Raw genomic sequence first — 19,520 nt, 5'->3', positions numbered from 1 at the left:
GGCCCGGCCCTACGGGCCGCGGGCCGCGCTACCGTGGGCCGATGCGCAGGCGGACGTGGGGCGTACTCGGGCTCGCGGTGGGGCTTTCGGTGCCCACGGTCGTTGCCACCATGGCCGGGGACGGTCCGCCCTCGACGGCCGCGCGGCTGTTCCTGCTCGGGGCCGGGCTCGTGGCCGGGTGGGCATTCGTGCTGATCGGGCTGTGGGTGCCCGGGCGCGGCGCGGCGCGGCGGATCGGACCGGGCCGCTGATGGTGGTGGCCGGGCTCGCCATCCTGGGCTCCGGCGCGCAGGAGTGGGGCGGGTTCGGCTGGTACGCCGTCGGCAACCTGATCGGCGGCGGCGCCTTCGCGGTGTTGGCGCATCTGCTGTTCACGGTCACCGAATCCACCGGCGGTCGCCTCGATCCGGTGCGCTCGGCGATCGTCGGGCTCACCTACGCGGTGGCCTTCGGCGCGGTGATCGTGATGCTGGCCGGTGGCTCCGCCGGGTGGTCGGCGGTGCTGCTCACCGCCTACGGGGTGGTGCCGGCGGGTGTGCTCGGCCACGCGTGGTGGGGTCGGCCCGACCTGCGCCGCGCGTTCGTGCCGGTCGTGGTGGCCGGGGCCGCGGTGTTGCTCGTGCTGGGCGCCCGGATGGGCACGGTGCTGTGGCCCGGCGACACGCCGCCGGCTGCCCGGGACGGCCTCGGGGCCGTGCTGTTGGTGGTCTTCGCGCTGTGGCCACTGAGCCTGCTGGGCTCGCTGGTCCACCTGCGACTGCGGCAACTCGCGCTCGCACGAGAGGAGTTGGTCGAGCAGGTACGCGCCGCCCGGGCCCGCACGGTCGCCGCGAACGACACCGAGCGGCGGCGGTTCGAGCGTGACCTGCACGACGGTGCGCAACAACGGCTGGCCGCCCTGCTGCTGTTGCTGGCCGGCGAGCGAACCGGCACGGCTTGGCGGCAGGCCCGCGAGGAGGTGCTGTCGGCGCTCGCCGAACTGCGCGAGATCGCGCACGCCGCGCACCCGGCGCTGCTGGTCGAGGCCGGTCTGGGGTCGGCCCTGCACGGGCTGGCCGAACGATCCGCCACCCGCGTCGAGGTACACGTGGCCGCGGGTGTCCCGGCGGACCTGCCGCAGGAGACCGAGCGCGGGTTGTACTTCGCCGCGGCCGAGGCACTCGCGAACGCCGACAAGCACGCCCGGGCGCGGCGGGTGCTGGTGACCCTGTCGACGCGCGGAGCCGAACTGGAATTGGTCGTCGCGGACGACGGCGTCGGTGGTTCGGTCCTGGACGCCGACTCCGCGCTCGCGGACCGGGCCGCCGCGCTCGGCGGCCGGCTCGTGCTGGAGAGCCCGAAGGGCGGCGGCACCCGAGTGCTGATCCGGGTACCGATTCCCGGGCCCGTGCTAGCGGCTGCCCCGGATGTGCCCGAGCACGGCCAGCACCCGGCGGTGGTCGTCCGCGGACTCGGGTAGCCCGAGTCGGGCGAACACGCTGCGCACGTGCGCCTCGACGGTCTTGGGCCGCAACCCCAGCAGCCGCCCGATGGCCGCGTTGGAGCGGCCCTGGGCCATCAACGCGAGCACCTCCCGCTCCCGGGCGCTGAGCACCGCGGCGGGCCCCTCGGCGCGGCGATCGAGCAGCCGGCCGACCACGATCGGATCCACCACACATTCGCCGCGGATCAATCGCCGCAGCGTGTCCACGAGTTCGTCGGCGTCGGCGACCCGGTCCTTGAGCAGATACCCGACCCCGTGCGCGTCGTCGGCGAGCAGCCGGGCGGTGTGCACCGACTCGACGTGATGGGACAACACCAGTACGGCGACCCCGGGATGCCCGGCGCGAATGCGGAGCGCCGCCTCCAGACCCTCGGCCCGCTGCCCGGGCGGCATCCGCACGTCCACGATCACCGCGTCCGGCCGATCGGCCGCCACCGCCGCCAACAGCGTCGGCGCGTCGCCCACCGCGGACGTGACCACGACCCCCGACTCCCCGAGCAGCCGCACCAGTCCGTCCCGGAACAGCACGCCGTCCTCCGCGATCACGACCCGCACGGCCCGATCCTATGGCGTGGCCCGGATCCCGTGCGGAGGTGCTCTACGGGGGCGCGAGGGCTATTCCCGAACGGGGCCCGGCCGCCGCGCCGGACGTCGGGTCCGCCGTCGCCCTAAGGGTCTGCACCTACTCGCGGGGGAGGCTCGCCGGACGGTTCGGCGCCGTGCGCGGCGTCGACCATGGGAGCCGTTTTCCCGAACTCCCAGGAGAGTGGCTGTATGTCGCGGATACCCGGACCCGGCCCGACGCCGGCTCGGACACACGGGGCCGCCGGGCCGCCGGCCGTTCGGCTGGACGCGGTGCTGCCGACACGCCGGAGGACGGCGGGGATCGTACGGTGCGGGCGAAGCTGCTCACCGCGGACGCGGCGGCCCGGGCCGGCACCCCGGAGATCGCCGGGCCGCTCGCCGACGCGACATTGTTGTTCGGTGCGATGGGCGGAGTGGGCGCGTTCGTCGCGGTGTTCGCCATCGCCGGCGCGTTCGGGCTCGCGGTGCTGGGCCGGGCCCGGGAGTTCGCGCTGTTGCGCGCGGTGGGGGCGACCGGCGGACAGATCCGCCGAATGGTGGTCGGCGAGGCGTTGCTCGTCGCCCTGCTCGCGGCCGTTCCCGGCGTCGCCCTCGGCGTTCCGCTCGCGCACGCATTGCGGGACGCCCTCGTCGAGCGTGCCGGTGTTCCGGCCGAGTACACCGTGTCCGTGGGCGCGCCGGCCGTCCTGTGCGGGGTCGGCGTCGGTGTGCTCCTCGCGCTGCTCGCCGCGGCCGCGGCGTCGCGGCACGCCGCGCGGACCCGTCCCACCGACGCGCTGCGCGAGGTCGGCGAACCTCGGCGACTGGTCACCTGGCCGCGAATCCTGCTCGCCGTACCGGCGTTGGGCGGAGCGGGTGCGCTGTTCGCGCTGACCCAGCGGATCGGTGGCGAAGTGGGCGTGGCTTTCCAGGTGTTGGTTCTGCTGTTGCTCCTGCTCGGCGTGCTTCCGCTCGCGCCGCCGCTCACCCGATGGTTCGAACGGCCGATCGGGGCCTGCGTGGCGATGATCGCCCGGACCACCGGATGGCTCGCGCACGCCAACTCCGCGGCGGCCACGCGCCGGGTGGCGTCGGGCGCCGCGGCGATGATGCTGAGCGTGGCGATGGCCGGCGACGTACTGCTCGTGACCACGGTGCTGCGCGATACCACGCGTGAGCAGAGCAGCGAACGGGTTCTGGCCGATCGGGTGTTGACGGGGCGTCACGGCGCGCCGGGGTTGCCCGCGGAGGTGGCCGGGGCGGTGCGCGGGTTGCCGGGCGCGGAGACGGTCTCGGCGATCCGGCGGACCGAGGTGGTCGCCGACGTGCTCGGTACGCCGGACGTGATACCGGCGGGCTTGGTCGATCCGGCCGGCGTCGAGCGGGTGCTGGACCTCGGCGTGCGCGCCGGGCGGCTCGCCGACCTCGCCGCCCCGGACACGGTCACGGTCGGCCGGACCTACGCCCGGGCCCGCGACCTGCACGTGGGCAGCGGGCTCACCGTTCGGCTCGGCGACGGCAGGCGCCGCGAGGCACGGGTGGTCGCGATCTTCGACCGCCCGCTGGGATTCGCCGACCTGGTGTTCGCGGGCCCCGGTGCGGGCGAGGCGCCAGGGCCGCCGCGCGTCGGTGGGGTTCCGCCGGCGGACGACCTCGACGACGCGGTGCTGGTCCGGGTCGCGGCGGGCCACGAGCGGGTGTTCGACGCGGCACTGGCGGCGTACCTACGCGAGCACCCCACCGTCGAGGTGCGCGACGGCGGTTCGTACGCGGACGATGCCGACACCGAGTTGGCGGCGAACACCACGGGTTCGTATCTGGTCCTCGGTGTCCTGCTGGTCTTCACGGCGGTCGCCATGGTGAACACGCTCGTGGTCGGCACCGCCGATCGGGCCCGGGAGTTCGCGCTGATTCGGGTGGTCGGGGCGAGTCGCCGCCAAGTCGCCCGAACAGTGGTCCTGGAGACGGCGATCGTGGTGCTGATCGGCACACTCGTCGGCACCGCGATCACGTGCGTCGCGCTCGCCGGCGCGCGCGGCGCCCTCACCGGCAGCGCGTCGTTCGCCCTTCCCCTGGGCGGGTACGTCCGCATCCTCGGCGGAACGGCGTTCCTGGGCTTGGCCGCAAGCCTGATTCCCACCGTTCTCGCACTGCGCGGCCGGCCGCTGGAGGTGCTCACCGGACGAGGCTGACCGGCCCCGCCTTCCTCGGCCGATCCGCCGCCCCGAGCCCGGATCGCGTACTCCACCCATTTCGCGCCGGCACCGGCCTCGACGCGTCGCGGCGAGGTCGAACCACCGTGCGACAGTCCGGAGATTCGGATTCATCATGGGAATTGCATTTCGGGACGACCGAAATCGGCAGCGTTGTGGTTGATATCGCCCGGATTTGACACCGGACTCGTCTCCTGCGGTAAATTTCGGGCGCCGAGATTGCCAATTTTGGCGAAAAGGTAATCGGTTTGGATTCGTGTTCTCGAGGACGACCATGACACTTTCGCCACCCGTCGCGGCCGCGGCACCCGCCGGCGGCGTGGCCGCACGCTGGGTCGGCCGGTCACCGGCGGCGGTGCGGCCGTACCTGCAGCTCATGCGAGTGGACCGCCCGGTCGGCACCTGGCTGGCAGTGCTTCCCGGGTGGATCGCGGTGGTGCCGGCGGCGGGATCCGGGGCCGGTGCGAACGTGCCGATCACCGTGGTGGTGCTGTTCGTCGTGGGCTTTCTGACCCGCAGTGCCGGATGCACGATCAACGATATTCTCGATCGCGGATTCGATGCGCGGGTGGTGCGCACGAGCGGCCGGCCGCTGGCGGTCGGGGTCGTCGATGTTCGGCGAGCCTGGTTATTCTTCGCCGGTCAGCTCCTGGTCGCGATCTCGATTCCGCTGATCCTCGGCCCGGTCGCCTTTCTGGTGATGGCGCTCGGATGGGTGGCGATCGCCGCCTATCCGTTCATGAAGCGGATCACCGACTGGCCGCACGTGTGGCTCGGGCCCTGCATGAGCTGGCTCGCGTTGGTCGCCTGGATCGCCGTGGCCGGCTCGCTCGATGTCGCCGCCGTGTTCCTGTTCGTCGGCTTGTCCTGCTGGGCCGTGGGTTGCGACATCGTGTACGCGCATCAGGACAAGGTGAGCGATGCCGTGGTCGGGGTCCGCTCGGCGGCGGTGCGCCTGGGGCGGCGCAGCGTTCCGGTGCTGATCGGTCTGTACGGCGCGACCATCGTGTGCCTCGCCGTGGCCGCTGCCCGGTCGGGTCTCGGACCGGCCTTCTGGCCGCTTCTCGCCGTCGCCGCCGGCCATCTGGTCTGGCAATCGCGGGTGTTGGACATCGACGATCCGGCGTGCTGCCAACGGGTGTTCGCCGCCAACCCGCAGTTCGGCGCACTGGTACTGCTGGCCGAGATCGCCGGCAGGCTGCTGTGACGCCGGCCCCGGCGCCCGCTCCGAAGCCTCGGCCGAACGCGCCTCGCATCGCCGTCGTCGGTGGTGGCATCGCCGGCCTCACCTTCGCCCTGGCCGCGCATCGCGCGGGTCTGGTCACGACCGTCTACGAGAAGTCCCGGCAATCGCGGGACGGCGCGGCAGGATTGCAGCTCGGTCCCAACGCGGTGCGTTCGTTGGAGCGCCTCGGGGCCGGGCCCGGGCTGCGCTCGGTGTCGTCGCGACCCGCCCGACTCGACTTCCGACACTGGCGCGACGGCGCCGCCCTGCTCCGGGTGCCGATCCGCCCCGGCTACTTCGTGCGCTTCGGCGCCGAGCACCATGTCCTGCTGCGCACGGACCTGCACGAGCTCCTGCTGGGCCTGTTGCCGCCCGACACGGTTGTCCACGGTGCCCCGTGCGTCGGGTTGCGGGAGGGGGCCGACGAGGTCCGGATCGCCTTCGCGGACGGCACGAGTGCGGTGGCCGAGGTCGTCGTGGGCGCGGACGGCGTGCACTCGAGGGTCGCCGCGCGGATGCACCCGGGGCGGCGGCCCCGGCACTCCGGGATGGACGCGTATCGGGCCGTGGTGCCGATCGGCGCGGCCGAGCGTGCCGCCGCCGTCGACGCGGTCCGGGTCTGGCTCGGCACGGACCGGCACTTCCTGTGCTATCCCGTGGCGAGCGGTCGGCGGCTGAACCTGGTCCTGGTCGCCCCCTCGGATGCCGGCGCCGACCCCGAGGAGAGTCGGGCCGAGCCGGTCGACGCGGAAGTGGTGGCCCGCTCGCTCCTCGACTGGGATCCGGCCGTACCGGCGCTGCTTCGTTCGAGCGCCGAACTGCACCGCAGGCCGCTGTTCGACCGGGATCCGCTGCCCGCCTGGAGCACCGCGCGCACCACGTTGATCGGCGACGCCGCCCACCCCATGCTGCCGCATCAGGCACAGGGAGCCTGCCAGGCGATCGAGGACGCCGTGGTGCTGGCGACCCTGCTGGCCCACGGCGGACGCTCGGGCGTGTCCGAGGCGTTGCGCCGGTACGCGGCGCATCGGGCCCCGCGGACCGCACGCGTGCAGGGCGAATCCCGGGAGTACGGGGCGCTGCTGCACTCGCCGGCGGGCGCCGAACTCCTGGCCGGGCTCGACGCCGACGCACTGCTCGACCTGATGGCGTGGACCTACGGGTACGACGCCGAGGAACAGGCCCTCGCGACCGCCCTGGCGTGAACCGAAGGCACCGATGCCGCGTCGCCGGCGCCGGCCTTGCCCCGCGCCCCGATCCGCACCCCTCTCGACGAACCCGCAGGCCGCAAAGGAGCACCAACCGTGACCGCCGAGGTCTCCACACCGATGCCCGTACCGCCCGTCGGCCCGCCTTCGGTCGCCCCGCCGTCTCCCGACCACATCGTCGGGTTGGCCTTCGGATTCACCGCCGCGAAGTGTCTGCTGAGCGCGGTCGAGACCGGTGTCTTCACCGAACTCGCCCGCCGTGAAGGGCAGCACGCCGAAGGCCTGGCCTCGAACCTGGGGTTGCATCCGCGCGGGGCTCGGGACTTCCTGGACACGCTCGTCGCCCTGGGTCTGTTGGACCGCACGGAGGGGCGCTATGCCAACACGCCGCAGACGGACCATTTCCTGGACCGCGCCAAGCCCTCGTACATCGGTGACGGCCTGGACATGGTCGGTGGGCGGCTGTACGGCTTCTGGGGCAACCTGACCCAGGCCCTACGCACCGGCGAGCCGCAGAACGAGGCCAAGTCGTCGGGCGCCGAGGCGAATCCGTTCGCCTACATCTACCAGGACCCGGACCGGCGGCGGCTGTTCCAGCGCGCGATGTCCCAGCTCTCCCGGCCGACCATGCTCGCGCTCGCCGAGCGGTTTCCCTGGGCCGACCATGCCCGGCTCGCGGACATCGGCTGTGGCGACGGCGCGCTGCTGTGCCGGCTCGCGAAGCGGCATTCGCACCTGACCGGGATCGGCTTCGACCTGCCCGCCAGTGCCGAGGCGTTCGCCGAACGCGTGGGCGAGGCCGAGTTGTTCGGGCGGGTCGGCTTTCACCCGGGTGACTTCCTCACCGATCCGCTCCCGGCCGCCGACGCCCTGGTGTTCGGACACGTCCTGCACGACTGGGACGCGCCCGGCAAGCGCCTGTTGGTGGCCAAGGCGTATGCCGCGCTGCCCGAGGGCGGCGCACTGGTCGTGTTCGAAGCCTTCCTCGACGACGATCGGCGGGCCAACGTGTCCGGTCTGCTGCTGGGTCTGAATACGTTGATCGAGACTCCCGGCGGCTTCGCGTGCACCGTCTCGCAGTGCCGTGAACTGCTGGCCGAGGCGGGCTTCCGGAGCACCCGGGTCGAACCCCTGGCCGGCGCGGAGTCCATGGTGGTGGCGGTGAAGTAAAGCGTTGGGGCGAGGACTTCGCGCCGATGCGGCGGTCCGCGTCCCGGCAGGTCGGGTTGTGCCACGAGTCACGGAGGGCGTCATCAAGGTTCTGCTCGTGGACAACCACGACTCCTACACATACAACCTCTTCCATCTGCTCGCTTCGGTGTGCGGCCACGAGCCGGACGTGGTCAGCAACGACGACGCCCGCTGGGCCGGCCTCGACCCGGACCACTACGACGCGGCGGTGATCTCGCCCGGGCCCGGACGGCCGGGCCGGGTGCGGGATTTCGGTCACTCGGCCGCGTTGTTCCGGGATCGGCGCCTGCCCGTCCTCGGTGTGTGTCTGGGCCATCAGGGCCTCGGCGAGGCGGCCGGCGGCCGGGTGGTCGCGGCGCCTCGGCCTCGGCACGGTCATCCGGAGACGATCACCCGTACCGGCGACGGGCTGTTCGCCGGGATCCCGAGGACGTTCACGGCGGTGCGCTACCACTCGCTGTGCCTGGCCGAGCCGTTGCCCGCCGCGCTGCGGGTGACCGCGCGTGCCGCGGACGGCGTGGTGATGGCCGCACGGCATCGCGAACTGCCTTGGTGGGGAGTGCAGTTCCATCCGGAGTCGGTGGCCTCGGAGTACGGGCAGACGTTGGTCGACAATTTCCTGACGCTCGCGTCGGCGGCGCGCGGCCGACCGAACCGGGCGCCCGCTCGTGCCACGCGCCGTGGCGTCGCGGTGGCCCCGCGACCCGTCGGCCTCCAGGTCAGAACGGCCGTGCTCGACCGGGAGATCGACACCGCGGCGGCCTTCGCCGCGTTGTACCGGGCCGGCGATCCGAGCTTCTGGCTGGACAGCGCCCGGGTCGAGCCGGGGCTGTCCCGGTTCTCCTTCCTCGGCGACACCGGCGGCCCGCTGGGCGAACTCCTGCGCTACGACGTCGGCGACGGGAAGGTGACCGTGTACCGGGACGGGAAGGAGAGCGGATTCCTGCCCGGGACGATCTTCGAGGTGCTCGGCGAACGTCTGCGCGAACGTGCCGTCGACGCACCCGCCGCGCTGCCGTTCGACTTCGTGGGCGGCTACGTCGGCTACCTGGGCTACGAACTCAAGGCGGACTGCGGCGCCGGCGTCAACCGCCACCGCGCACCCGAACCGGACGCGCAATGGCTGTTCTGCGACCGGTTCCTGGCCGTCGACCACTTCGCGCAACGCACCTACGCGGTCGGCCTGTGCCGCTTGGACGACGTGTCCCGGACGGACGCTTGGCCGGCGGCCACGATGCGCACCCTGGGCACCCTGCCGACCGCGACCGTCGCCCCGGAGCACCCGCCGCGCCGACCCCCCCACGTCCGCCGCCGCTCCGGTGCCCGCCGGCCACCGGCGGCGCTATCTCGCCGACATCGCCGAGAGCAGGCGCCTGCTCGCGGCCGGCGAGAGTTACGAGATCTGCCTGACCACGACCTTGTCCGCCGCCGCGCCGGAGGATCCGCTCACCCACTACACCCGCCTGCGCGCGCTCAATCCCGCACCCTACGGCGCGCTGTTGCGCTTCGGCGCGATGTCGATTCTCGCCTCGTCGCCGGAGCGATTCCTGCGCGTGGACCGGCACCGGGTGGCCGAGACCAAACCGATCAAGGGCACCACCCCGCGCGGCACCGACCCGGTCCGGGACGAGGCGTTGCGTCGCTCGCTGGTGACCGATCCCAAGACCCGCGCCGAGAACCTGATGATCGTCGACCTGCTGCGCAACGACCTGGGCCGGGTGTGCGACGTCGGCTCGGTGCACGTGGTCGACTTCCTGGCCACCGAGAGCTACGCGACGGTGCACCAACTCGTGTCCACCATCCGGGGCACCCTGCGGCCCGACGTGGACGCCGTCGGGTGCGCGCACGCGTGCTTTCCCGGCGGCTCGATGACCGGGGCGCCCAAGAAGCGCACGCTGGAGATCATCGACGCGCTCGAATCCGGACCGCGTGGCGTGTACTCGGGCGCGCTCGGCTACTTCTCCGCGTCCGGCGCGGCCGACCTGAGCGTGGTGATCCGCACCGCCGTGGTCCGGGACGGAACGGCCACCGTGGGCGCGGGCGGGGCGATCGTGTTGGACTCCGAACCGGCCGCCGAGTACGCCGAGATGTTGCTGAAGGCATCCGCCACGCTGCAGGCCTTCCCCGATGCGCGTGGTCGACCGGCATAGGGTGCGCATGGGCCGCTTCGCCCCGATACGCGGAGGTCGTCGGGTGGTGATTCGGCTCGCCCCCGGGATCGGGAAGAGAACGCCGCGTCGAAGACTTCGGATGCAGGGCCGGCCCGGGACCGCCGCCGGTGGAGCGATGCGGTCCCGACACCGTCCCCGGAAACCGACCGAGGACCGACGCAAGACCGACGGAAGGACCGAACACATGGACGCGCAACGGGCAATCGAGGAGTCGGCCGGATCGGCGTCTGGCAACACCACGACCGGTACGCCGCGGACGCCGACGCGGCCGGCGCCGCGGCCGAGTTGGAGGACCTCGGCTTCACCGGTGCCTGGATCGGCGGCGCGCCGGTGGACGGGCTGTTCGAGGTGACGAACCGACTACTCGGCGGCTCCCGCCGGCTCGGCGTGGCGTCCGGGATCCTCAACATCCGAACCTTCCCCCACCCGGACACGATCGCCGAGGTGTCCGCGGTCGAGAAGGCCCATCCCGGCCGGTTCCTGCTCGGACTGGGGGTGAGCCACGTCGAGTTGGCCGACCACCTCGGCATCGAGTACACCCCGCCGCTGGCCGCGATGAACGCGTACCTGGACGCCCTCGACGCCGACGGCCCGGAGGTCCCGCGCGTGCTGGCCGCGCTCGGCCCGCGCATGTTGCGCCTGTCCCGCGATCGCGCGCAGGGCGCGCACCCGTACTTCACCACACCCGCGCACACCCGCGAGGCGCGCGAGACGTTGGGCGAGGGGGTGTTCCTGGCACCGGAGCAGAAGGTGGTGCCGAGCACCGACCCGACGATCGCGCGGGCGGTGATCCGCGAGGCCTCGGCGCTGTACCTGGGCCTGGACAACTACCGGCGCAGCTTCCTGCGGCTCGGCTTCACCGAAGCCGACCTGGCCGACGGTGGCAGCGACCGGCTGATCGACACCCTGGTGGTGTGGGGCGACGAGGAGACCATCGCCGCCCGGGTCGGCGAGCACCTCGCCGCGGGCGCGGACCACGTGGGCATCCAGGTGCTCCCCACCGAGCCCGGTCACACCGGTCTGCCGCGCGCGGAGTGGGCCCGGCTGGCCCCGGCGCTGCGCGAGCTCTGATCACTCCCCCGACCCGGTGAGGTCGGCGACGAACGTGCGAAAGACCGTGCGGTAGGTGCTCGGGGTGGTGCCCGTCAGACGTTGGAAGTGGCGGCGCAGATTGGCCGGCGTACCCAGGCCGGTCTGCGTCGCGATCCGCTCCACCGGGTCCTCGGTGCGTTCGAGCAGCCATTGGGCCCGCTGGATCCGGGTGCGCAGCAGGTACTGGAGCGGGGTGAGCCCGGTCTCGGTGCGGAAACGACGGGTCAGGTTGCGTACGCCCAGCCCCGCGTGCGCGGCGATGTCGTCGAGGGTGAGCGGGCGCCGGAGGTTGGCCTCCATCCACCGGGTGGTCGCCGCGACGGTGCTGCCGGGTGGGGTGTAGGCGCTGTACCCCGCGTCGGCGCCGCCGCGGGCGAGGTCGTCGGCCGGGTCGTGGAGGTGCAGGAACACCTGCCGCTCCGTCTCGATGGCCACCGGCACACCGTGGTCCAGGGTGATCAGATCCAGGTACAGGTCGATGCCGCCCAGCACCCCGGCGGCACTGTGGAAGGGGCCGTCCGCGACCACCGAGCCCTCCGGGTCGACCGCGATCAGCGGATACCGGCGGGCGAGTTCCGCGGTGTCCCGGCGGCTGGTCGCGGCGCGCCGGCCGTCGAGCAGGCCGGTCGCCGCGAGTGTGAACGTGCCGGTGCCGACCGCGCCGATGCGGCAGCCGCGCGCGGCGACGGCACGAAGGGCGTCGACGACGTCGCCCGGGGGCGCGTCACGAAAGCCCGCGTGGCCCGGCAGCAGCACGGTGTCGGCGTCGTCGAGCCCGGCCAACGTGTCCAGACCCCAGGGGGTCTCGATGCGGAAGGACGCGGGGCCGCCCGTCGCCGTGAAGCCCGGAGCGGTGCAGATCCGCAGGTCGTAGCCGACCCGCGGGTGATGCCGGGCGGCGGTGCCGAACGCGAGTCCGGGCGCGGTGAGCTGGTGCCCGGGGACCCCGTCGAGAGCGAGGACGGCGATCACTGGCATGTCCGGAATCTAGCCGAGGATGACATCGAGACGACTGTTTGCGTCGGGGACGCGCCACGGAGGATGAGTGGGACGAGGACGGACGCGGGGGGACGTCCGACTCGTGTACGGCAGCACCACCATCCTCTCGAAAGGGTCACCACATGCCCACTTCGCACTCTCGGCCCACCCTCGATGCCCGCCCCGAGCGCCGACGGCGCGGCCTGTTCGCGAAATCGATGGCGGCGGTCGGCGCGGCGGTCGTGCTCGGCGCGACGGCGATGGCCGGCAGCGCGGGCGCCATCGTCAACGGGCAGGACTCGACGCAGCGCTACCCCTTCATGGCGATGGTCCCGGAGGTCGCGGCAGGCATCGACGCCCAGTGCGGGGCGACGTTGATCGACCGGCAGTGGGTCCTCACCGCGGCGCACTGTGTCGACCCCGAACTGCCGATCGTGCTGGAGGGGAAGGTGCGGATCGGCAGCCCGAATCGCGCCACCGGAGGTACGGTCCGCAACATCGACAAGATCGTGACCCACCCGGGCTACAAACTGGACGACCCCAACAGGAACGACCTCGCGCTGATCCGGCTGGACCGCCCGGTCTCCCAGCAGCCGATCAAGATCGCCAAGAAGGCGGGACCGGTCGGTACGCCCACCCGGATCCTCGGCTTCGGCACCACCGTCGACCAGGACATCGAGCACGCGGTGTTCCCCGACCGGCTCCAGCAGCTGGACACCCGCCGCGGCTCCGAGGCGGAGTGCTTCGGCCGCGCCGACGCGACCCGGTTGTGCACGGTCAGCCGAAAGCCCGGGGCCATGGCGTGCTTCGGGGACTCCGGCGGCCCGCAGATCCAGCGCGGCAAGGGTGGCCGCTGGGAGCTGATCGGGACCACATCGGGCGACGGTGACGGCAAGGAGGGCTGCGCGACCGGCCCGGGTCTGTACACCGACGTGACCGTCTACCAGGACTGGATCAACAAGACGATCCGGCACAACCACTGATCCCGAGGACGTGACCCGGCCCGCGCCGGTGGCCCCCGTTCCGGGCCACCGGCGCGGGACGACCCGGTCCCGTCCGCATCCGCGCCGTCCCCGGGGACGGCGCGGGGCGCAATGACGGATGTCGAGGCCGAGAACAGGCGAAATCGTCCGGTCGCGGCACTAGATTCCAGGTATGTCAGTGATCGCCGTGCTGGCCTCGGACGGGGTCCCGGGGCCTCAACTCACCACTCCCGGACTGGTGTTCGGGACCGCCTGCCGTGAACATCCCGGTCTGGCGTACGAGGTCCGGCTCTGCGCGGCCCCCGGACTACGGGCCACCGGCGCCCCGGGCTCGCTCCGGATCGACACGCCGTTCGGCCTCGACGGCCTCGCCGACGCGGACGTCGTACTGGTTCTCGGACACGACGGCCATCGCGACGATCCACCCGCCGGCGTCACGGCCGCGCTCCGCGCGGCGGCGGCGCGCGGCAGCCGGATCGCCGCCGTCGGCACCGGCACGTTCACCCTCGCCGCGACCGGACTCCTCGACGGCCGCCGTGCCACGACCGCGTGGCGACACACCGAGGAACTGGCGGATCTGCATCCGCGGATCGAGGTCGACCCACTGGGCACCGTGGTCGAGGACGGGCCGTTCCTGACGACGGCGGGCATCTTCGGCGGCCTGGACGTCTGCCTGTCCGTACTGCGCCGGGACCACGGCCGGCGGGTGGCGGTCGAGACGAGCCGCGAGCTCATCACACCGCTGCACACCTCCGCCGACGACGTCCGGGACACCATCGACCGCGAGGTCACCGAGAGCGTCGGTCTGGAACCCACCCTGCGCTGGATGGAAGCCAACCTGCACCGCCCGCTGACCGTCCCCGACCTCGCCGCCCACGCGCGCACCAGTGTCAGCAGCCTCACCCGCCGCTTTCACGCCCACACCGGTCTCAGCCCGCTCCGATACCTGCTCCGCGCCCGCCTGAACGAGGCCCGGCGACTGCTGACCGAAACGGACGTCCCCGTCGAGCGCATCGCGGCCCGCACCGGATTCGGCTCGCCCGCCGCCCTGCGTCGACACTTCCGCGCCCTCACCGGCACCGCCCCGCGCGATTACCGCCGGGCCCACCGCGAGTGTGACCATGGCGGTTCGTGCGAGGAGGCACTTTGACGTCCCGGAGCAACATCGACGAACCCGCCCAGGTCACCGAGTGTCCCGCGGCCCGAAACCCAAGGCCGCAGGATCGGGATCGGCAGCCGGACACCGACCCGGATCGGGTCACCTGGGCGAACGCGTGTCGAGTGGTCGGCACGCTCGACCACGTCGCGGGCAAGTGGAGTATCGGCATCCTCGTGTCCGTCGCCGAGGGCCCGATCCGCTTCACCGAGCTCGAGCGCACGCTGGAGGGCATCAGCAGACGTGTCCTCACCTTGAATCTGCGCCGACTGGAGCGCGACGGACTGCTGATCCGCACCGTGTATCCGACCGTGCCGCCGAGGGTCGAGTACACGCTCACCGACGTGGCGCGCGAGCTGACCGTGTCGCTCAGCGGCCTGGTGCGTTGGGCCGATCGGCACGGGCCGAGCATCGAGGCGGCCCGGCAGGTGTACGACCGGGAGCAGGCTGGGCAGGAGTAGCAGGGTCGACGGGGTCGAGCACGGCGCCGGAGCGCGGCGGGGCTCGACGGGTCGATCGGGTCGGATCGATCGGGTCGGATCGGATCGATCGGGTCGGGTGGATCGGGTGGGACGAACGGAGCGAGGAGTTCGATGAACAGCGCGGAGCTACTGGTCGACGGGTTCGGTCGGGTGCGCGAGGTGGTGCACGAGGCGGTCGACGGGCTGACCGCGAAGCAGTTGACCGAGCGGCTCGACGCCGACGCCAATTCGATCGCGTGGCTGATCTGGCATCTGGCCCGGGTCCAGGACGACCACGTCTCGGACGTCGCGGCCCTGGAACAGGTGTGGACGGCGCAGGACTGGCACGGCCGATTCGAACTGCCCTTCCCGGTCCGGGCGATCGGCTACGGCCAGGACACCGAGGCGGTGGCCGCGGTCCGGGTCGACTCGGCGGAGCTGCTCACCGGCTACTACGACGCGGTGCACGAGCAGACCATCGCGTTCGTCCGCGGTTTGTCGGCCGCGGACCTGGATCGTGTGGTCGACGAGGCGTGGACCCCGGCGGTCACCCTGGGCGTGCGGCTGGTCAGCGTGATCGCCGACGACCTCCAGCACGCGGGACAGGCGGCGTTCATCCGGGGCATCCTGCTGCGCCGATAGCCCGTTCCCCCGCGGCCGGGCCCGGGAGCCGCGCCGGCGCGGTCGGACGCTCGCCGACCCGGCATCCGCAGCACCGACTCGTGTTCCGCGCGAGAAGATCGGGACCACTTACTCAAGGATTAGGACGCCCTCTCCCATGAGCCCCGAACCCGCTTCGCACTCCCCGCTGGCCCACGGCGCCGAGTCCCCGGCCGCCGCCCTGTTCGACGCCGTCGGGGCCGCGTACGAGACCGCCTTCACCGGGTTGCCCGAGCAACTGGCCGCGCTGGACTGGCTGATCGCCGAACTCCCGCCCGGCTCGAAGGTGCTCGACATCGGTTCCGGTACCGGGCGGCCGACCGCCGAGCGGCTGGCCGCGGCCGGTCATCGGGTGACCGGGATCGATGTCTCGGCGACGATGGTCGACCTGGCCCGGACCCGGGTCGAGAGCGCGACGTTCGAGCAACTGGACGCGCGTGATCTGGTCGACGACGACGGCGCGTGGGACGCGGTGTGCGCGTTCTTCCCGTTCCTTCAACTTCCCAGGGCCGATCTGGACGCCCAACTGGACCGCCTCGGCGCGCGGCTGGCCCCCGGCGGGCTGCTCGCGTTCGCGACGGTACCGGCCGAGGCGGACGGCGTGGAGATCCTGTGGCTGGGCCACCGGGCGCGGGTGACCAGCCACGGCACCGACGAACTGCTCGTACGGCTGCGCGCGACCGGCCTGGAGATCGTCCACCACGCGGTCACCGTCTTCCAACCGAACCACCCCGAGGCCGGGCCCGAGGAACAACTCTTCGTACACGCGCGCAAGTCCGCGTCGCGCTGAGCGCTCGACCCGGGCGACGCGGGTCCCGGGCGACGCGGGGGCGGGGCGGGGCGGTCGGCGGCGCGTGGCAGGCGATCGGTACCGTGGTCCGCGTAGCGGAATGCCGCACTCGTCCGGCGCCGCGCGCCTTGTCCGTTCCCCTCGTCTCGTTCGGGATCCTGTGATGACCATGACCGAACGTGAGGATCCGAGCGGCAACGGGCGCGCCGGCGGTGCGAAGAGCGCCGACGGCGCGGCCCGCCCGGGTCGGCTCGCGCCGCCCGAGTGGCTCACCCTGACGCTGCGCGCCACCCCCGGTCCGTTGCCCAAGGCCGCCGCCGTACGGGCAGCGATCGGCATCGCGGCGCCGCTCGCCGTCGGGGTGGCCGTCGGTGACAGCGCGTCCGGCGCGTTGGTGTCCATCGGCGCGCTCGGCGCGGTGTTCGGGGACACCGCGGACGCCTACCGGCTGCGCGTCCTGAACATCGCCGTGCCGCAGATCGTGGGCGCGATCGGACTCGCGCTCGGCAGCGCACAGTTCGGACACGGCTGGTCGGCCGTCGCGATGCTGACGGTGGTCGCCCTGGTCGCCGGGATGATCAGCACGATCGGCGCGGTGGCCTCCGCGTCCGGGCTGAACCTGCTGTTGATGGCGGTGATCGGGGCGGGCCTGCCGATGCCCTCGCCGTGGTGGCGGGCGCCGATGCTGACCCTGGTCGGGGCCGGGCTGGTCCTGGTGATGGCGCTGCTGGCCTGGCCCGCGCGCTCGCGCATTCCCGAACGGGCCGCCGTCGCCGACGCGTACGACGCGACCGCGAACCTGCTCGCCGCGGCGGACACCGCCGAGTGGGAGACGGCCCGGGCCGAGGTGACGGCGACCCTCAACCACGCGTACGACCTGCTGCTCGGCCGCCGCGCGGTGGCGCCCGGACGCAGCCGCGGCATGTCGCGCCTGGTCGCGCTGCTGAACTCGGTCGGCCTGCTGGTCGAGGCGGCCACGGCGGTGCACGCCGACGACCGGCGGGTGGGCGAGGCGGACGTGGACACGGTGCGGGAGATCGCTGCGGCGGTCCGCGGCGGCACGGTGCCCACGGGCGCGGCTCCGCGCGGCGTCGCGACCGACCCCGCGGACCGTGCGGTCGCCGCCGCCATCGAGCACGCGCACGAGACGTTGTCCGGTGCGTACCGCACCCCCGACCGGGTCGGCCGGCCCGGAGCGCTGCCCGAACGGGTGGCCGCCGGTGCGCGGAACCTGCTGGTGTCGGCGGAGTCCTGGCGCTATGGCCTGCGGCTGACCCTGTGCATCGGGGTGGCCCAGGTGCTGGTGTCCGTGGTGGATGTACCGCGCTCGTACTGGGTGCCGCTGACCGTCACCTTCGTGCTCAAGCCGGATTTCGGTTCGGTCTTCTCCCGCGCCCTGCTGCGCGCGCTGGGCACGGCGGCGGGGCTGGTGGTGGCGGGCGTGATCCTGGAGTTCGTGCCGCGTGGCTGGTGGGAGGTGCCGGTCGTGGTCGTGCTCGCGGCGGCGTTGCCGATCCTCTCCCGACGCGGCTACGGCTATCAGACCGCGGTGATCACCCCGTTGATCCTGATCCTGTCCGACCTGCTCGGGCATCAGGGCGTCGGGCTGCTCGCACCGCGCCTGGTGGACAGTCTGATCGGCTGCGCGATCGTGTTGGTGGCGGGCTACGCGTTGTGGCCGGAGAGCTGGCACACCCGGGTCGGCGCCCGGCTGGCCACGGCGGTCGAGGACACCGCGCGGTACATCGAGTGCGCGTTCGACGAGAAGACCGATCAGGCCGCACGGGCGCGGACCCGGCGGCGGATCTACCGCGATCTGTCCGACGTGCGTACCGAGTTCCAGCGTGCGCTGGGCGAGCCGCCGCCGGCCGGCGCGCGGGCCGCGGCGTGGTGGCCGCTGATCATCGCGGTCGAGCGGGTGATCGACACCGGTACGGCGGCGGCGGTACACACCGCGCACGGCGCGCCGCCGCCCTCGCCCGAGGCGGCCGCGCACATGGCCGCCGAACTGCGCGCGCTGGCCGCCTCGATGCGCACCGGCGACGCGCCCGATCGGGCGGCGCGGCCGGCCGCCGCCGAGGATCCGCGCGACGCGCTCACCGACGTACGCCGGGAGGTCCGCTCGGCGCGCTCGATGCTGGACGGGCCGGCGGGGGGCGGGCAGGGTTCGGGGGAAGGGAAGGGCGCGGGAGACGGGACGAGCGCGGGCGAGCGGAAGGGCGCGGAACCGGGGGAGGAGAGCGGGTAGGAGAGCGGATGGCACCAGCCGTCAACTGTTGGTTGACGAACCATGATCGTCAACCTATGGTTGACGCATGGAGAATCCTGTGCGCATGACGAATCCGGTGCGGCTCGACGACCTCATCGAGAGCATCAAGCAGACCCATCCCGACGCCCTCCGACAGTTGTCCGACGCGGTGCTCGTCTCGGACCACCTCGGGGAACTGGCCGACCACCTGATCGGGCACTTCGTGGACCAGGCGCGCCGATCGGGCGCGTCCTGGAAGGACATCGGTACGAGCATGGGTGTCACCAAGCAGGCGGCACAGAAGCGCTTCGTCGCGAAGGCCTCCGGCGAGGCCGACCTCGATCCGAGTCAGGGCTTCGGCCGGTTCACCGACCGGGCCCGGAACGTGGTGGTGGCGGCACAGAACGAGGCCCGGGCGGCGGGCAACTCCGAGATCGGCCCGGCGCACCTGGTGCTGGGACTGCTCGCCGAGCCGGCGGGCCTGGCCGGGCGGGCCCTGGTCGCCCAGGGCGTGACCCCGGAGGCCCTTCGGGAGGCGGTCGTCGCCGTGCTGCCGCCGGCCGCCGGGCGGGTACCGGACCTGATTCCGTACGACGCGTCGGCGCGCAAGGTGCTGGAGTTGACCTTCCGCGAGGCGCTGCGGCTCGGGCACAACTACGTCGGCACCGAGCACCTCCTGCTCGCCCTGCTGGAGTTCGAGGACGGCACGGGCGTGCTCGCCGGCCTGGGTGTGGACAAGGCCACCACCGACGCGCACATCGTCGCGGCGCTCGCCGCACTGCTCGCCGATCGGCAAGGCCGGGAGTCCTGACGCTCGCCGCACCGGCGGGCGCCGCGGCCGGGATGCCCGAGGCTCGCCGCGCCCGGTGGCACGGGCAGCAGTCCTGACGCAACGGCCGGCGCTGTGGCGGATCACCCACGGATCGCGGTTCGCGAAGGCGCTCGCGCGCCCCGACGCGGCGGGCCGCCGGGCCGGCGCGCTCGGGGTCGCACCCGCCGACGAACACCGGCGCCGCGTCGAGGTCACCGGGCCGACCCGCCGGAGAGGAAGGCGTGGCGCTCGCCGGCATATTCGCCGTCCGGCGGGTCGTCGGTCG

At 73.0% G+C, this 19,520-nt stretch carries 16 protein-coding genes and 1 pseudogene; 15 read left to right on the top strand and 2 right to left on the bottom strand.

Going from position 1 to position 19,520, the window contains the following annotated elements; genetic code table 11:
- Nucleotides 1–41: 41 nt before the first annotated feature.
- Both OG948_RS45885 and OG948_RS45880 read left to right on the top strand, forming a co-directional pair.
- Nucleotides 42–251 (top strand): hypothetical protein, encoded by a 210-nt coding sequence (locus OG948_RS45885; RefSeq protein WP_331770956.1) that lies wholly within the window; start codon nt 42–44, stop codon nt 249–251.
- A complete protein-coding gene (locus OG948_RS45880) occupies nt 203–1,459 on the top strand; it encodes a sensor histidine kinase (protein ID WP_406300633.1) in 1,257 nt (418 codons plus the stop codon). Before OG948_RS45885 ends, OG948_RS45880 begins: the two co-directional genes overlap by 49 nt.
- Here OG948_RS45880 and OG948_RS45875 read toward each other — a convergent pair.
- The gene (locus OG948_RS45875) at nt 1,391–2,038 is read right to left on the bottom strand and encodes a response regulator transcription factor (protein WP_331770954.1); all 648 of its coding nucleotides are present in this window, start codon (nt 2,036–2,038) and stop codon (nt 1,391–1,393) included. The two genes, OG948_RS45880 and OG948_RS45875, sit on opposite strands and share 69 nt — an antisense overlap.
- Before the next feature lie 338 nt (nt 2,039–2,376).
- Between OG948_RS45875 and OG948_RS45870 the strand changes: the two genes are divergently transcribed.
- The 6 genes and pseudogenes from OG948_RS45870 to OG948_RS45845 all read left to right on the top strand — a co-directional run bounded on the left by OG948_RS45870 (nt 2,377) and on the right by OG948_RS45845 (nt 11,126).
- Nucleotides 2,377–4,239, top strand: a complete 1,863-nt coding sequence (locus tag OG948_RS45870; protein ID WP_331770953.1) for an ABC transporter permease — start codon at nt 2,377–2,379, stop codon at nt 4,237–4,239.
- A gap of 340 nt (nt 4,240–4,579) precedes the next feature.
- Nucleotides 4,580–5,467 carry a UbiA family prenyltransferase gene (locus tag OG948_RS45865; RefSeq protein ID WP_406300632.1) on the top strand — a complete coding sequence of 296 codons (888 nt, stop codon included), beginning with the start codon at nt 4,580–4,582 and terminating at the stop codon, nt 5,465–5,467.
- The gene (locus OG948_RS45860; protein ID WP_331770951.1) at nt 5,464–6,690 is read left to right on the top strand and encodes an FAD-dependent monooxygenase; all 1,227 of its coding nucleotides are present in this window, start codon (nt 5,464–5,466) and stop codon (nt 6,688–6,690) included. Before OG948_RS45865 ends, OG948_RS45860 begins: the two co-directional genes overlap by 4 nt.
- 99 nt (nt 6,691–6,789) lie before the next feature.
- Nucleotides 6,790–7,863 (top strand): methyltransferase, encoded by a 1,074-nt coding sequence (locus OG948_RS45855; protein WP_331770950.1) that lies wholly within the window; start codon nt 6,790–6,792, stop codon nt 7,861–7,863.
- Nucleotides 7,864–7,945: 82 nt separating this feature from the next.
- Nucleotides 7,946–10,034, top strand: a pseudogene (pabB, locus tag OG948_RS45850) (aminodeoxychorismate synthase component I).
- Between the two features lie 240 nt (nt 10,035–10,274).
- On the top strand, nt 10,275–11,126 hold the full coding sequence (locus OG948_RS45845; RefSeq protein ID WP_331773521.1) for a TIGR03620 family F420-dependent LLM class oxidoreductase: 852 nt from the start codon (nt 10,275–10,277) through the stop codon (nt 11,124–11,126).
- Here OG948_RS45845 and OG948_RS45840 read toward each other — a convergent pair whose 3' ends face one another.
- Nucleotides 11,127–12,125, bottom strand: coding sequence for a helix-turn-helix domain-containing protein (locus tag OG948_RS45840; protein ID WP_331770949.1), 999 nt, complete (start codon nt 12,123–12,125; stop codon nt 11,127–11,129). It abuts the gene before it with no gap.
- 143 nt (nt 12,126–12,268) lie between these two features.
- On the opposite strand from OG948_RS45840, the gene OG948_RS45835 reads away from it, so the two are divergent.
- The 7 genes from OG948_RS45835 to OG948_RS45805 all read left to right on the top strand — a co-directional run bounded on the left by OG948_RS45835 (nt 12,269) and on the right by OG948_RS45805 (nt 19,234).
- Nucleotides 12,269–13,108 carry a serine protease gene (locus OG948_RS45835; protein WP_331770948.1) on the top strand — a complete coding sequence of 280 codons (840 nt, stop codon included), beginning with the start codon at nt 12,269–12,271 and terminating at the stop codon, nt 13,106–13,108.
- Nucleotides 13,109–13,280: 172 nt separating this feature from the next.
- The gene (locus OG948_RS45830; protein ID WP_331770947.1) at nt 13,281–14,258 is read left to right on the top strand and encodes a helix-turn-helix domain-containing protein; all 978 of its coding nucleotides are present in this window, start codon (nt 13,281–13,283) and stop codon (nt 14,256–14,258) included.
- 131 nt (nt 14,259–14,389) lie between these two features.
- Entirely contained in the window at nt 14,390–14,725 is a 336-nt protein-coding gene (locus tag OG948_RS45825; protein WP_331773520.1) for a helix-turn-helix domain-containing protein, read from the top strand.
- A 132-nt stretch (nt 14,726–14,857) separates the two neighbouring features.
- Nucleotides 14,858–15,367, top strand: a complete 510-nt coding sequence (locus tag OG948_RS45820; protein WP_331770946.1) for a mycothiol transferase — start codon at nt 14,858–14,860, stop codon at nt 15,365–15,367.
- 136 nt (nt 15,368–15,503) lie between these two features.
- Nucleotides 15,504–16,175, top strand: a complete 672-nt coding sequence (locus tag OG948_RS45815; protein ID WP_331770945.1) for a class I SAM-dependent methyltransferase — start codon at nt 15,504–15,506, stop codon at nt 16,173–16,175.
- 163 nt (nt 16,176–16,338) lie between these two features.
- On the top strand, nt 16,339–18,423 hold the full coding sequence (locus tag OG948_RS45810; protein WP_331770944.1) for an FUSC family protein: 2,085 nt from the start codon (nt 16,339–16,341) through the stop codon (nt 18,421–18,423).
- Nucleotides 18,424–18,490: 67 nt separating this feature from the next.
- Entirely contained in the window at nt 18,491–19,234 is a 744-nt protein-coding gene (locus OG948_RS45805; protein ID WP_331770943.1) for a Clp protease N-terminal domain-containing protein, read from the top strand.
- Nucleotides 19,235–19,520: the final 286 nt, after the last annotated feature.

Source organism: Embleya sp. NBC_00888 (assembly GCF_045207655.1).
GTDB lineage: Bacteria > Actinomycetota > Actinomycetes > Streptomycetales > Streptomycetaceae > Embleya.
The sequence above is the reverse complement of the archived record's forward strand: the minus strand, read 5'-3'. Positions and strand labels throughout refer to the sequence as shown.